This is a genomic window from Streptomyces erythrochromogenes, from assembly GCF_036170895.1.
In the GTDB taxonomy this organism is placed as follows: domain Bacteria; phylum Actinomycetota; class Actinomycetes; order Streptomycetales; family Streptomycetaceae; genus Streptomyces; species Streptomyces erythrochromogenes.
The window spans coordinates 3,326,134-3,339,467 of record NZ_CP108036.1; the positions used below are offsets into that span (position 1 = coordinate 3,326,134).

12 protein-coding genes are annotated in these 13,334 nt (G+C 72.2%); 6 read left to right on the forward strand and 6 right to left on the reverse strand.

Annotated features, from left to right (window positions below):
* Positions 1-16 precede the first annotated feature (16 nt).
* The gene (locus OHA91_RS14850) at positions 17-646 is read left to right on the forward strand and encodes a Maf family protein (protein ID WP_408059170.1); all 630 of its coding nucleotides are present in this window, start codon (positions 17-19) and stop codon (positions 644-646) included.
* Here OHA91_RS14850 and OHA91_RS14855 read toward each other — a convergent pair.
* Complete coding sequence (locus tag OHA91_RS14855) at positions 627-1,100, reverse strand: hypothetical protein (RefSeq protein ID WP_245240078.1); 474 nt, start codon at positions 1,098-1,100, stop codon at positions 627-629. The two genes, OHA91_RS14850 and OHA91_RS14855, sit on opposite strands and share 20 nt — an antisense overlap.
* A 489-nt stretch (positions 1,101-1,589) precedes the next feature.
* Between OHA91_RS14855 and OHA91_RS14860 the strand changes: the two genes are divergently transcribed.
* Positions 1,590-3,353 carry an acetyl/propionyl/methylcrotonyl-CoA carboxylase subunit alpha gene (locus OHA91_RS14860; RefSeq protein ID WP_031149745.1) on the forward strand — a complete coding sequence of 588 codons (1,764 nt, stop codon included), beginning with the start codon at positions 1,590-1,592 and terminating at the stop codon, positions 3,351-3,353.
* A 110-nt stretch (positions 3,354-3,463) separates the two neighbouring features.
* On the opposite strand, the gene OHA91_RS14865 is transcribed toward OHA91_RS14860, so the two are convergent.
* Entirely contained in the window at positions 3,464-4,414 is a 951-nt protein-coding gene (locus OHA91_RS14865; RefSeq protein WP_078959233.1) for a DeoR/GlpR family DNA-binding transcription regulator, read from the reverse strand.
* 175 nt (positions 4,415-4,589) lie between these two features.
* On the reverse strand, positions 4,590-6,029 hold the full coding sequence (locus OHA91_RS14870) for an NAD(P)H-quinone dehydrogenase (protein WP_031149743.1): 1,440 nt from the start codon (positions 6,027-6,029) through the stop codon (positions 4,590-4,592).
* 199 nt (positions 6,030-6,228) lie between these two features.
* Here OHA91_RS14870 and OHA91_RS14875 point away from each other — a divergent pair, with 199 nt between their 5' ends.
* From OHA91_RS14875 to OHA91_RS14885, 3 genes are all read left to right on the forward strand, one after another.
* The gene (locus OHA91_RS14875; protein ID WP_031149742.1) at positions 6,229-6,666 is read left to right on the forward strand and encodes a gamma-glutamylcyclotransferase; all 438 of its coding nucleotides are present in this window, start codon (positions 6,229-6,231) and stop codon (positions 6,664-6,666) included.
* A gap of 169 nt (positions 6,667-6,835) precedes the next feature.
* On the forward strand, positions 6,836-7,642 hold the full coding sequence (locus OHA91_RS14880) for a purine-nucleoside phosphorylase (RefSeq protein ID WP_030764436.1): 807 nt from the start codon (positions 6,836-6,838) through the stop codon (positions 7,640-7,642).
* A 35-nt stretch (positions 7,643-7,677) separates the two neighbouring features.
* A complete protein-coding gene (locus OHA91_RS14885) occupies positions 7,678-9,324 on the forward strand; it encodes a phospho-sugar mutase (protein WP_328739360.1) in 1,647 nt (548 codons plus the stop codon).
* A gap of 132 nt (positions 9,325-9,456) precedes the next feature.
* Here the strand turns inward: OHA91_RS14885 and OHA91_RS14890 are convergent, their stop codons facing one another.
* Genes OHA91_RS14890 through afsQ1 form a run of 3 tightly spaced genes read right to left on the reverse strand, consistent with a single transcriptional unit; the run spans position 9,457 to position 12,264 of the window.
* Positions 9,457-10,110, reverse strand: coding sequence for a hypothetical protein (locus tag OHA91_RS14890; RefSeq protein WP_051893084.1), 654 nt, complete (start codon positions 10,108-10,110; stop codon positions 9,457-9,459).
* Positions 10,103-11,689 carry a sensor histidine kinase gene (locus OHA91_RS14895; RefSeq protein WP_276566278.1) on the reverse strand — a complete coding sequence of 529 codons (1,587 nt, stop codon included), beginning with the start codon at positions 11,687-11,689 and terminating at the stop codon, positions 10,103-10,105. The genes OHA91_RS14890 and OHA91_RS14895 overlap by 8 nt, the downstream gene beginning before the upstream one ends.
* Entirely contained in the window at positions 11,587-12,264 is a 678-nt protein-coding gene (afsQ1, locus tag OHA91_RS14900; RefSeq protein ID WP_063754818.1) for a two-component system response regulator AfsQ1, read from the reverse strand. Before afsQ1 ends, OHA91_RS14895 begins: the two co-directional genes overlap by 103 nt.
* 200 nt (positions 12,265-12,464) lie before the next feature.
* Here afsQ1 and OHA91_RS14905 point away from each other — a divergent pair, with 200 nt between their 5' ends.
* On the forward strand, positions 12,465-13,163 hold the full coding sequence (locus tag OHA91_RS14905; protein WP_031149737.1) for a SigE family RNA polymerase sigma factor: 699 nt from the start codon (positions 12,465-12,467) through the stop codon (positions 13,161-13,163).
* Positions 13,164-13,334 lie beyond the last annotated feature (171 nt).

Sequence of the window (13,334 nt, forward strand, 5' to 3'; positions counted from 1 at the left end):
CCCGGGCGCACCTACGATGGCGGGCATGACTGCCACATCCCAGCCCGCGAGCGTGCGCAAGCTCGTCCTCGCCTCCGCCTCCCCCGCCCGGCTGAACCTGCTGCGGCAGGCCGGTCTCGCCCCGCACGTGATCGTCAGCGGCTTCGACGAGGACACCCTGGACCACGACGAGCCGGCGGAGCTGGCCCTGGCGCTGGCCGAGGCGAAGGCGGCCGTCGTGGCGGCCCTGGACGAGGCCTCGGGCGCCCTGGTGATCGGCTGCGACTCGGTGCTGGAGCTGGACGGCGAGGCGCTGGGCAAGCCCGCGGACGCCGAGGAGGCCACCGCGCGCTGGAAGGCGATGCGCGGCCGCGCCGGCGTGCTGCGCACCGGGCACTGCGTGATCGACACGACGACCGGGCGGCAGGTCTCGGCCACGGCGTCGACGACGGTCCGCTTCGGCGAGCCGACGGACGCGGAGGTGGCGGCGTACGTGGCGAGCGGCGAGCCGCTGCACGTGGCGGGGGCGTTCACCCTCGACGGGCTGTCGGCGCCGTTCATCGACGGCATCGACGGGGATCACGGCAACGTGATCGGCCTGTCCATGCCGCTGCTGCGCTCCCTGCTGGGCGAACTGGACGTGTCCATCACGGACTTGTGGGCTTGAGCTCCCCGAACGGCGGCGGTGGCGGGGCGTCCTCGACCGGGCCGCCGCCGTCACCCTGCCGGGCGGCGGCGGGGTAGAGCGTCAGGATCAGTACGAGCAGGCACAGGATCAGCATCAGCGCCGCGAAGGCCGCCCAGCCGACCAGGCCGACGGCGAGCATGCCGAGCACCGCGTGGGTGACGGCGGCGCTGACGAGCACGACGCGCCCGAAGCGGCCCGGGGAGCGGTCGCGCAGCGCGGCGAGGGCGGCGAGCGCGGCGCACAGCAGGAGGAAGGCGCCCATGCCCGCGCCCATGGCGTAGGTGGCCTTGGACATGACGTCCGGATCGCTGCCGGCGATGGACATCGACTGGTTGGCCGTGGTCCGGCCCAGCACGATGTGGACGAGCACCAGCACGGCGGCTTCCGCTACCAGCACGATCGCGGCCAGTCCGGCCACGAGTCTTCGCACCACGTGCACCCACCCCCCAAGCGCCATACGCCCGTTCGACGCCTGGAGGCTACTAACGGGTAGCCCCGCGGGCAAGAGATGCGTCCGCATCGCCCGTCCGGAGTACACGCCCGGCGCGCTGCGGCCCGTAGGGACCACGGTCGGCCGCCTCGCTGTGGGTACGGTGTTGTCCCGGTTCGCCCTGCGGGACGACGGAGCTACCAATCAGTAAACAAGGGGACAACTCCTCGCTCGCCGGCAAAGAAAATGTGGGCCGTTCGTAGGGACTCGACAAAGAATCACCCGGGGCCGCTGACCGGGGAGACAGAGACCTTGGCTACATGACGGGGTTACTGTGCAGTCGGGGATCCCCCTGACCTGGGGCGCCACAAGGGTTCCCCGGCGGAGCGGGCCTCGCATCACACTCTGTGTGGGCAAGGTCACCACCGGGGAAGGGTCGAAAGGCCGTGTGGGCTGTCCCTAAACTCAGCTTGTTTCAAGGAGGGAGCCATCGTGCGCAAGGTGCTCATCGCCAACCGTGGCGAAATCGCTGTCCGCGTTGCTCGGGCCTGCCGGGACGCCGGGATCGCGAGCGTAGCCGTCTACGCCGATCCGGACCGGGACGCTCTGCACGTCCGCGCGGCCGACGAAGCTTTCGCGTTGGGCGGTGACACCCCGGCCACCAGCTACCTGGACATCTCCAAGGTCCTCCAGGCCGCCGCCGACTCGGGTGCGGACGCCATCCACCCCGGATACGGCTTCCTGTCCGAGAACGCCGACTTCGCCCAGGCCGTGCTCGACGCCGGCCTGACCTGGATCGGCCCGCCGCCGCAGGCCATCCGCGACCTCGGCGACAAGGTGGCCGCCCGCCACATCGCCCAGCGCGCCGGTGCGCCGCTGGTCGCCGGTACGCCGGACCCGGTCTCCGGGGCCGACGAGGTCGTCGCCTTCGCCAAGGAGCACGGCCTGCCGATCGCCATCAAGGCGGCCTTCGGCGGCGGCGGCCGCGGCCTGAAGGTCGCCCGCACCCTCGAAGAGGTGCCGGAGCTCTACGAATCCGCCGTCCGCGAGGCCGTCGCCGCCTTCGGCCGCGGCGAGTGCTTCGTCGAGCGCTACCTCGACAAGCCGCGCCACGTCGAGACCCAGTGCCTGGCCGACTCGCACGGCAACGTCGTCGTCGTCTCGACCCGCGACTGCTCCCTGCAGCGCCGCCACCAGAAGCTGGTGGAGGAGGCCCCCGCGCCGTTCCTGACCGAGGCTCAGAACGCGGAGCTGTACGCCGCGTCCAAGGCCATCCTGAAGGAGGCCGGCTACGTCGGCGCCGGCACCGTCGAGTTCCTGGTCTCCGCCGACGGCCTGATCTCCTTCCTGGAGGTCAACACCCGCCTCCAGGTCGAGCACCCGGTCACCGAAGAGGTCTCCGGCATCGACCTGGTCCGCGAGATGTTCCGCATCGCCGACGGCGAGGAGCTCGGCTACGGCGACCCGGTCCTGCGCGGTCACTCCATCGAGTTCCGCATCAACGGCGAGGACCCGGGCCGCGGCTTCCTCCCGGCGCCCGGCACGGTGACGAAGTTCGTCGCGCCCACGGGCCCGGGCGTCCGCCTCGACGCGGGCGTCGAGTCCGGCTCCGTCATCGGCCCGGCCTGGGACTCCCTGCTGGCCAAGCTGATCGTCACCGGCGCCACCCGCGAGCAGGCGCTGCAGCGCGCCGCCCGCGCACTCGCCGAGTTCGAGGTCGAGGGCATGGCCACGGCCATCCCCTTCCACCGCGCGGTCGTCGTCGACCCGGCGTTCGCCCCCACCGACGGCAGCCCCTTCACCGTCTACACGCGCTGGATCGAGACCGAGTTCGTCAACGAGATCCCGGCGTTCACGGCTCCCGCCGCCGAGGAGACCGAGGACGAGCCGGGCCGCGAGACGGTCGTCGTCGAGGTCGGCGGCAAGCGCCTCGAGGTCTCGCTGCCGTCCTCCCTCGGCATGACCCTGGCCCGCACGGCCGCCGCGGGCGGCGCGAAGCCGAAGCGCCGCGCGGCCAAGAAGTCCGGCCCGGCCGCCTCCGGCGACACGCTCGCCTCCCCGATGCAGGGCACGATCGTCAAGGTCGCGGTCGAGGAGGGCCAGCAGGTCACCGAGGGCGAGCTGATCGTCGTACTGGAAGCGATGAAGATGGAGCAGCCGCTCAACGCGCACCGCTCCGGCACCATCGTCGGCCTCACCGCCGAGGTCGGCGCCTCGGTCACCTCCGGCGCCACGATCTGCGAGATCAAGGACTGACGTCCTCGTCCTCGGCCACACGCGAAGGCCCCGCCCGGTTCGACCGGGCGGGGCCTTCGCGTGTTGTGTCCGAACGGGGCCGCACCTCCGGGAAGACGGCCCGACAGGACCTAGCGACGCCGCATGTCGGCGACCCGTGCCCGCTCCGCCTGCTGCTCCAGCATCCCGCCGGGTGCACTGCGCAGCTGGCCCGTCGGGCCGCCGCGGCGCTGCACCGGGAGGGGGGACTCCCGGCGGGGGCGGCGGGTGCCCATGCCGTCCACGCCGCCGGAGGCGACGGGGCCGCCGGCCACGGTGATCTGGACACCCTGGTCCGCCAGCGCCTGGAGCTCGGTGGCCGCCCGGTCGTCGTGCGGCGGCGGCTCGTCCGTGACCAGGCGGGTCATGACGTCCGTCGGCACCGTCTGGAACATGGTGTCGGTGCCGAGCTTCGTGTGGTCCGCGAGGACGACCACCTCCGCCGCGGCCTGTACGAGGGCGCGGTCCACGCTCGCGCTGAGCATGTTGGACGTGGACAGTCCCCGCTCCGCCGTCAGGCCGCTGCCCGAAAGGAAGGCGCGGGAGACCCGGAGCCCCTGGAGGGACTGTTCGGCTCCGCTGCCGACGAGGGCGTAGTTGGACCCGCGCAGGGTGCCGCCCGTCATGACGACTTCGACCCGGTTGGCGTGGGCCAGCGCCTGGGCGACCAGGAGGGAGTTGGTGACGACGGTCAGGCCGGGCACGCGGGCGAGCCGGCGGGCCAGCTCCTGCGTCGTGGTGCCCGCGCCGACGACGACGGCCTCGCCCTCTTCGACGAGGCCGGCCGCGACATCGGCGATGGCGGTCTTCTCCGCCGTCGCGAGATGGGACTTTTGCGGAAAGCCGGACTCCCGCGTGAAACCGCCCGGCAAGACCGCACCGCCGTGTCGGCGGTCGAGGAGTCCTTCGGCCTCCAGTGCCCGCACGTCCCGCCGTACGGTCACTTCGGAGGTCTGGACGACGCGGGCGAGCTCCCGGAGCGAAACCGCTCCGTTGGCCCGCACCATTTCGAGGATCAATTGGCGACGTTCTGCAGCGAACACGAAACTGACAGTAACCCCAGCGACCGTCTGCTTTCAGCTCTTTGCGCCGGAATACCGAAGTTGTCCATATGGCAGGGCGACTAGTGGTATACGCGGCCCGAGGTCTGGGTGAACGTACGGCCACGCGGCGCCGCACCGCCCCAACACCCTTGGGGTGTGGGGCGGTTGGGGCCGGTCACGCCTCCCCGGCGGCCTTCCGCGTGTGCAGCTGGCGCGCCACCTCGGCGATCGACCCCGACAGCGAGGGGTACACGGTGAACGCGTTTGCGATCTGCTCGACCGTCAGATTGTTGTCGACGGCGATCGAGATCGGGTGGATGAGCTCGCTCGCGCGCGGGGAGACGACCACACCGCCGACCACGATGCCGGTGCCCGGGCGGCAGAACATCTTCACGAAGCCGTCCCTGATGCCCTGCATCTTGGCGCGCGGGTTGCGCAGCAGCGGCAGCTTCACCACACGGGCGTCGATCTTGCCGGCGTCCACGTCCGCCTGCGTGTAGCCGACGGTGGCGATCTCCGGGTCGGTGAAGACGTTCGAGGACACCGTCTTCAGGTTCAGCGGGGCCACCGCGTCGCCGAGGAAGTGGTACATCGCGATGCGCCCCTGCATGGCGGCGACGGACGCGAGCGCGAAGACGCCCGTGACGTCACCGGCGGCGTACACGCCCGGCGCGGAGGTGCGCGAGACCTTGTCGGTCCAGATGTGCCCGGAGTCCTTGAGCCGGACGCCGGACTCCTCCAGGTTCATGTTCGCGGTGTTCGGGATCGCGCCGACCGCCATCAGGCAGTGGCTGCCGGTCAGCACCCGGCCGTCGGAGAGGGTGACCTCGACCCGGTCGCCGACCCGCTTGGCGGACTCGGCGCGCGAGCGCCCGACGACGTTCATGCCGCGGCGCCGGAAGACGTCCTCCAGGACGGCCGCCGCGTCGGGGTCCTCGCCCGGCAGCACGCGGTCGCGGGAGGACACCAGGGTGACCCGGGAGCCGAGCGCCTGGTACGCGCCGGCGAACTCGGCGCCGGTCACACCGGAACCGACCACGATGAGCTCTTCGGGGAGCTCGTCCAGGTCGTAGACCTGGGTCCAGTTCAGGATGCGCTCGCCGTCGGGCTGGGCGTCCGGGATCTCGCGCGGGGTGCCGCCGGTGGCGATGAGGACGGCGTCCGCCGTCAGGATCGTCTCGGTGCCGTCCGCGGCGGTGACGATGACGTCCCGGGTGCCGTCGATGCCCTGCGGGCCGCCCAGCTTGCCGCGGCCGCGCATGACCTTGGCGCCGGCGCGGGTGACGGAGGCGGTGATGTCGTGCGACTGGGCGAGCGCGAGGCGCTTGACGCGCCGGTTCACCTTGCCGAGGTCCACGCCCACGACGCGCGCGGCCTGCTCGATGTGCGGTGTGTCGTCCGCGACGATGATCCCCAGCTCCTCGTAGGAGGAGTCGAAGGTGGTCATCACCTCTGCGGTCGCGATCAGAGTCTTGGAAGGTACGCAGTCGGTCAGGACCGAGGCCCCTCCCAGACCGTCGCAGTCCACGACGGTCACCTCCGCGCCGAGCTGGGCCCCTACGAGGGCCGCCTCATACCCGCCGGGTCCGCCGCCGATGATCACGATCCGGGTCACGAAAAGTCCGCCTCACGTCTACCCGGCCGGCTGCCGCCCCGGCCGGTGTTCCGGGGGTTCTCCCCGGGGGATGCATTCCGTGCTCCATTGTCCCGCACGCTTCAAGGTGCTTCGCGCCCGGTCCCGCCGCAGGACTCCGTCCGGGGGTACGCCCGGCCGGGCACGCCTCCACGGCCACCCCTCCCGTACCCTCGACCTCATGTCGCTCTACGCCGCGTACGCCGGCAACCTCGACCCGCGGCTGATGACGCGCCGCGCTCCCCATTCGCCGCTGCGCGGCACGGGCTGGATCAACGACTGGCGGCTGACCTTCGGCGGCGAGCAGATGGGCTGGGAGGGCTCCCTCGCCACGATCGTCGAGGCGCCCCGCCACCAGGTCTTCGTCGCCCTCTATGACATCGCCCCGCTCGACGAGGACTCCATGGACCGCTGGGAGGGCGTCGGGCTCGACATCTACCGGCGCATGCGGATCCGGGTGCACACGCTGGACGGCGAGGACGCCGCCTGGTGCTACGTGCTCAACGGCTACGAGGGCGGTCTGCCCTCCGCGCGCTACCTGGGCGAGATCGCCGACGCGGCCGAGTCCGCGGGCGCCCCGCACGACTACGTGATGGAGCTGCGCAAGCGCCCCTGCTGATCCCGCGGCGGGGCCGCCCGGGGCGGGCCGCCCAGGGCGGTCACCCAAGGTCATCGCAGGTCACGGCGGGTGGCCGCGGACATTTGGTCGGAAACGACAAGACAACGATCCGAGCATGGTGAGCTGTGCCATCTACGCGCGTAGGCAATGAGCGGCTACGCTCGTCTGCGTGAACGCATCTGTTACCGATCCCACCGCCGCCGCCGACGCCGCAGCCGCCCGCCTGCGGGAGCTCACCGGCGCCGAGACCCACGATGTCGCCCTCGTCATGGGCTCCGGCTGGGCGCCCGCCGCCGAGGCCCTGGGCGCCCCCGAGGCCGAGTTCCTCGTCACCGAGCTGCCCGGGTTCCCCCCGGCCGCCGTCGAAGGACACGGCGGCAAGGTCCGCTCGTACAAGATCGGCGACAAGCGCGCGCTGGTCTTCCTGGGCCGCACCCACTACTACGAGGGCCGCGGCGTCGCCGCCGTCGCCCACGGTGTCCGCACCGCCGTCGCCGCCGGCTGCAAGACCGTCGTGCTGACCAACGGCTGCGGCGGTCTGCGCGAGGGCATGCAGCCCGGCCAGCCGGTCCTGATCAGCGACCACATCAACATGACGGCCACCTCGCCGATCATCGGCGCGAACTTCGTGGACCTGACGAACCTGTACTCGCCCCAGCTGCGCGCGCTGTGCAAGGAGATCGACCCCTCCCTGGAGGAGGGCGTCTACGTCCAGTTCCCCGGCCCGCACTACGAGACCCCGGCCGAGATCAACATGATCCGCGTCATGGGCGCCGACCTGGTCGGCATGTCCACCGTGCTGGAGGCCATCGCCGCCCGTGAGGCCGGCGCCGAGGTGCTCGGCATCTCCCTGGTCACCAACCTGGCGGCGGGCATCTCCGGCGAGCCGCTGAACCACGAAGAGGTCCTCCAGGCCGGCCGCGACTCGGCCGCGCGCATGGGCAAGCTGCTGACCCAGGTCCTCGCCCGCATCTGAGGCCCCGGGACCGTACGAGAGGTAAGGCGGAAGTAGTGCAGGAACAGGACGACCTGATCACCCGGGCGCAGGCCTGGCTGGCGGAGGACCCCGACCCGGAGACGGCGGCCGAGCTCGACGCCCTCATCGGGGCGGGCGACACGGCGGAACTGACCGACCGTTTCTCCGGCACCCTCCAGTTCGGCACCGCCGGACTGCGCGGTGAGATCGGCGCGGGCCCGATGCGGATGAACCGCAGCGTGGTCATCCGGGCCGCGGCGGGCCTCGCGGCCTACCTGAAGGCCCAGGGCCACGCCGGCGGCCTGGTCGTCGTCGGCTACGACGCCCGCTACAAGTCGGCGGACTTCGCCCGCGACACCGCGGCCGTCATGACCGGCGCCGGGCTGCGCGCGGCCGTCCTGCCCCGCCCGCTGCCCACGCCCGTCCTCGCGTACGCCACAAGGCACCTGGGCGCCGTGGCCGGCGTCGAGGTGACCGCGAGCCACAACCCGCCACGGGACAACGGCTACAAGGTCTACCTCGGCGACGGCTCGCAGATCGTCTCCCCGGCCGACACGGAGATCGCGGCGGAGATCGCCCGCATCGACACGCTCGCCTCGGTCCCCCGCCCGGAATCCGGCTGGGAGGACCTCGGCGACGAGGTCCTGGAGGCCTACCTGGCCCGTACGGACGCCGTGCTGACCCCCGGCGGCCCGCGCGGCGTGCGGACCGTCTACACGGCCATGCACGGCGTCGGCAAGGACGTCGTGATGGCGGCCTTCGCCCGGCACGGCTTCCCGGAGCCGGTCCTGGTCGCCGAGCAGGCCGAACCGGACCCGGCCTTCCCCACCGTGGCGTTCCCCAACCCGGAGGAGCCGGGCGCGATGGACCTGGCCTTCGCCAGGGCCGCCGAGGTCCAGCCGGACATCGTGATCGCGAACGACCCCGACGCGGACCGCTGCGCGGTGGCCGTCCCCACCGCGGACGGCTGGCGGATGCTGCGCGGCGACGAGGTCGGCGCGCTGCTCGCGGCGCACCTGGTCCACAAGGGCGCGACCGGCGTCTTCGCCGAGTCCATCGTCTCCTCCAGCCTGCTGGGCCGGATCGCGGAGGCGGCGGGCGTCGGCTACGAGGAGACCCTGACGGGCTTCAAGTGGATCGCCCGCGTCGAGGGCCTGCGCTACGGCTACGAGGAGGCGCTCGGCTACTGCGTGGACCCCGAGGGCGTCCGCGACAAGGACGGCGTGACCGCCGCCCTGCTGGTCGCCGAACTGGCCTCGGAGCTCAAGGAGCAGGGCCGCACCCTGACCGACCTGCTGGACGACCTGGCGATGGCCCACGGACTGCACGCCACCGACCAGCTTTCGGTCCGCGTCTCGGACCTGTCGGTGATCGCCTCGGCGATGGCCGCGCTGCGCGCCGAGCCCCCGGTCTCGCTCGCGGGCCTGCGGGTCGTCTCGGCGGAGGACCTGACCAAGGGCACGGAGTCGCTGCCGCCCACGGACGGCCTGCGCTACTACCTGGACGGCGCGTACAAGGCCCGGGTCATCTGCCGCCCGTCGGGCACGGAGCCCAAGCTGAAGTGCTACCTGGAGGTCGTCGTCCCGGTGGCCGAGGCCTCCGACCTGACGTCGGCCCGCGCGACCGGCCAGGAAGTCCTGGACGCGATCAAGAAGGACCTCGCGGCGGCGATGGGCCTGTAGCCCTTCGGCATGAACCGGCCTGCCTCGTCCCGTCCGGCGAGCCCGGCCACGATGGCCCCTTGAGTCCCGGCTCAGGGGGCCGTCGACGTTTCCCGGGCTCCGCCCCCAGCGGCGGCGCGCCCGTCCGTGCGGTCAGGCGCCCGGGGACGGAGACGCGGACGCCGTCGGGCGGACGATTTCGCCCAGGGTGGGGACAGACTCCGGGCGGGAGCGGACCGCGTCCGTGCACTCCCACGCCCGCGGCGGATCGGCGTCCGGTCCGCCCAGGACCACCGGCCCCGGGCCGGCCGACACCGTCTCGCTGCCCGCCAGCGTGCACACGATCTGCGACAACGCCACCGGCGGCAGGTCCTCCGGCTTGCGGCTGAGCCGCACCGTGCCCGCCGGGTCGCCCGGCTTCGGCGCGCCCGCCGTCAGCCCGGCCGGCACCCCGGTCGAGAAGCCGGCGTCCCGCTCCTCCGCGCTCGGCGTCCGCTCCAGCGCCTCCAGCAGCGCCTGCGCGGCCTGCGCGACGGGATCCCGTACGGTGCCCTTCTCCGCCATCGGAACGACCCGCTCCACGCCCACCAGCTGCGATCCGCAGACCAGTTCCACCGTGGCCTGGAAACCCGGCCCCCCGCTCTGCCCGCCCGGCTGCGCCGGGGTGTCGCACGAGACGCGCGACGGCGCCGCGCCCACGTCCACGGGCACGGTCGTCGCCCGGATCCCGCAGCCCGCGGTCGCGAGCAGCGCGATCCCGACGAGCGGGACCAGTACGGCCGGCACCGCCGGCAGGGCCCTACGCATCCAAATCACCAGTGATCGCCTTTCCCACGTCCACCGGCAGCCGCAGGGTGAACAGCGCCCCGCCGCCCGGCACGTTGGCCGCGGTGATGTCGCCGCCGTGGATGTGCGCGTTCTCCACGGCGATCGACAGTCCGAGCCCGCTCCCGTCCGACTTCGGCCGCGACGCGCTCGCCTTGTAGAAGCGGTCGAAGACGTGCGGCAGGACCTCCTCGGGGATGCCCGGCCCGTTGTCCTGGACCGCGATCACCAGCCAGTCCCCCTCCACGGTCACCGACACCCGCACCGGCGAGCCGCCGTGCTTGAGCGCGTTGCCGATCAGGTTGGCCAGGATGACGTCGAGGCGGCGCGGGTCGAGGCGCGCCACGATGTCGCGCCCGGCGTCGAGTTCGACCGCGTCGAGCCAGGCCCGGGCGTCGATGCAGGCCGTGACCTGGTCGGCGACGTTGACGTCGTCCAGCACCAGCCTCGCCGTACCCGCGTCGAAGCGGGTGACCTCCATCAGGTTCTCCACCAGGTCGTTCAGGCGCCGGGTCTCGCTGACGACCAGGGTCACCGCCGGTGCGATCATCGGATCGAGGTCGTCGACCTCCTCCTCCAGCACCTCGGCCACCGCGGTCAACGCCGTCAGCGGCGTCCGCAGTTCGTGCGACATGTCCGCGACGAAGCGCCGGCTCGACTCCTCTCGCGCGCTCATGTCGGCGACCTTCTTCTCCAGCGCCTCGGCCGTCTTGTTGAAGGTGCGCGACAGGTCGGCGAGTTCGTCGGTGCCCGACACGTCGAGGCGGTGGTCCAGTTCGCCCTCGCCGAGCCGCCGCGCCGCGTCTCCCAGCCGCTGTACGGGCTTGAGCACGGTGCGGGCCGCGGCCTGCGCGAGCAGCGCGGAGCCGAGCAGGGCGAGGATGGTCGCGATGGTCAGCGACCAGGCGAGCGCGTTGAGGTCGTCCCGCTCCTGGGCGAGGGACTTGTACATGTAGCCGGTCGGCCCGCCGCCCACGATCCGCGTGCCGCCGACCAGGTACGGGTTGCCGCGCGGCTTCGTGCGCTGCCAGTACACGTGGTACTCGGCGTCGTTGGCCGCCGTCGTCTTCTGACGGTCGTTCACCGCGTTCTGCAGGGACTTCGGGACGTCGGTCAGCCGGAAGTTGTCGGGCCCGGCCGCGCCGTACATCTGGCGGTTGTCCTTGCCCTCCTGCACGAGCAGCACGCTGTAGCCGGGGCTGCTGCCCGCCATCAGCTCGGCGGTGCGCTGCAGCTCCTCGGGCGTCGGGTCGGCGGGCAGCGCGGCGGCACGGTTCTGCATCTCCTGCCGGAAGTCGCCGAGGGCGGCCTCCTGGACGCGGGTGAGCACGGCCTCGCGGTTGAGCCAGTAGGCGATCCCGGACGCGGACACGGCGGCCGTCAGGGCGACCAGTGCGAAGACGACGAGGAGCCGCAGCCGCAGGCTGGTCCAGCGCCGGCCCGCGAGCAACGACCGGATCACTGCGGGGAGTCCAGGCGGTAGCCGACGCCCCGGACCGTACGGATCAGGGTGGGCGAGGAGGGCACGTCCTCGACCTTGGCGCGCAGCCGCTGGACGCAGGCGTCGACGAGCCGCGAGTCGCCGAGGTAGTCGTGCTCCCACACCAGGCGCAGCAGCTGCTGGCGGGAGAGCGCCTGGCCGGGCCGGCGGCTCAGTTCGAGGAGGAGTCGCAGCTCGGTCGGCGTGAGCTGGAGGTCCTCGCCGTTCTTCGTCACGGTCATGGCGGCGCGGTCGATGACGAGGGAGCCGAAGCTCGCCGAGTCGCTCGACTCGCGTTCGCCGCGGCGCAGTACGGCCCGGATGCGGGCGTCGAGGACCCGCCCCTGGACGGGCTTGACCACGTAGTCGTCGGCTCCGGACTCCAGGCCGACGACCACGTCGATGTCGTCGCTGCGCGCGGTGAGCAGGATGATCGGCAGCTGGTCGGTGCGGCGGATCCGCCGGCACACCTCGAAGCCGTCGATCCCCGGCAGCATCACGTCCAGCACGATCAGATCCGGCCGCTGCTCGCGCAGCAGTTTCAGGCCGTCCTCGCCCGTCGCCGCGGTGGCCACACGGTGGCCCTGGCGTGACAGGGAGAGTTCGAGGGCCGTGCGGATGGCGTCGTCGTCCTCGATCAGCAACAGGAAAGGCACGGGCTCATTCTGTCTCATGGGCAGTCGGGAGTTCGACCGTCAGGGGGACGAGATCCTGCGTGAGTCCGCCGGGGTCCTTCCGACGGTCGCTGTGACAGTGCTGTGACAGTCGACGGACACCCCGGTTAAGTCGGCCGGGCAATCTTCTACTCAACGCACAGCGATCCGAAGCAGAGACACTCCACGACGGGGGGCGCGAGATGAACACGCTGCACAGCACCAGCACCAGCGCGGTTGTCACGCGGCTGCACGATGTGAACCGCCGGGCGGGTGTCCGTTCGGTGGCGGTCGCCCGGCCCCGGCCGGCCCACGTCGTAGCCATTGACGCAAACCAGTACCAGGCGGTTCCCGCCCAGCAGCCGACCCCGTCCTCGACGTCCGAGGCGGAGTTCACCGCCTACGTCCAGGAGCGGCGCGCCGCGCTGTACGCGACGGCCTTCCACCTCACCGGTGACCGTTACGAGGCCGAGGACCTGCTGCAGAGCGCGCTGTTCTCCACGTACCGCGCCTGGGACCGGATCAGCGACAAGGCCGCGGTCGGCGGGTACCTGCGCCGCACGATGACGAACCTGCACATCAGCGCGTGGCGTCGGCGCAAGCTGAACGAGTACCCGACCGAGGAGCTGCCGGAGACGGCCTCCGACACGGACGCGATGCGCGGTACGGAGCTGCGCGCGGTGCTGTGGCAGGCGCTGACCCGGATCCCGGAGCCGCAGCGCACGATGCTGGTGCTGCGCTACTACGAGGGCCGTACGGACCCGGAGATCGCGGAGATCCTCGGGATCAGCGTCGGCACGGTGAAGTCGAGCATCTGGCGCTCGCTGCGGCGCCTGCGGGAGGACGAGTCGCTGAGCTTCGGCCGCGACGAGGCGGAGTCCTTCGAGGAGCTGGTCGCGTAACGCGGCGCGGCGCACACAGACCATCGGGCCAGGGGGACCGTCCTACGGGGGTGGGACGGGGGCCGCGGGGGGAAAAGGCGGGATCGAGCGGCCGGGGGTCCGCCTGATCCCGCCTTTTCGTGTGTACGGGTCCAGCGGCCCCCGAGGCCGGGGCCGCACACCGCACTTCGC

Bases quoted from the DNA above. Each gene is read 5' to 3' on its own strand.
- OHA91_RS14850 (WP_408059170.1), top strand. From the start codon at position 17: ATGGCGGGCATGACTGCCACATCCCAGCCCGCGAGCGTGCGCAAGCTC.
- OHA91_RS14875 (WP_031149742.1), top strand. From the start codon at position 6,229: ATGTCGCTCTACGCCGCGTACGCCGGCAACCTCGACCCGCGGCTGATG.
- OHA91_RS14905 (WP_031149737.1), top strand. From the start codon at position 12,465: ATGAACACGCTGCACAGCACCAGCACCAGCGCGGTTGTCACGCGGCTG.
- OHA91_RS14890 (WP_051893084.1), bottom strand. From the start codon at position 10,110: ATGCGTAGGGCCCTGCCGGCGGTGCCGGCCGTACTGGTCCCGCTCGTC.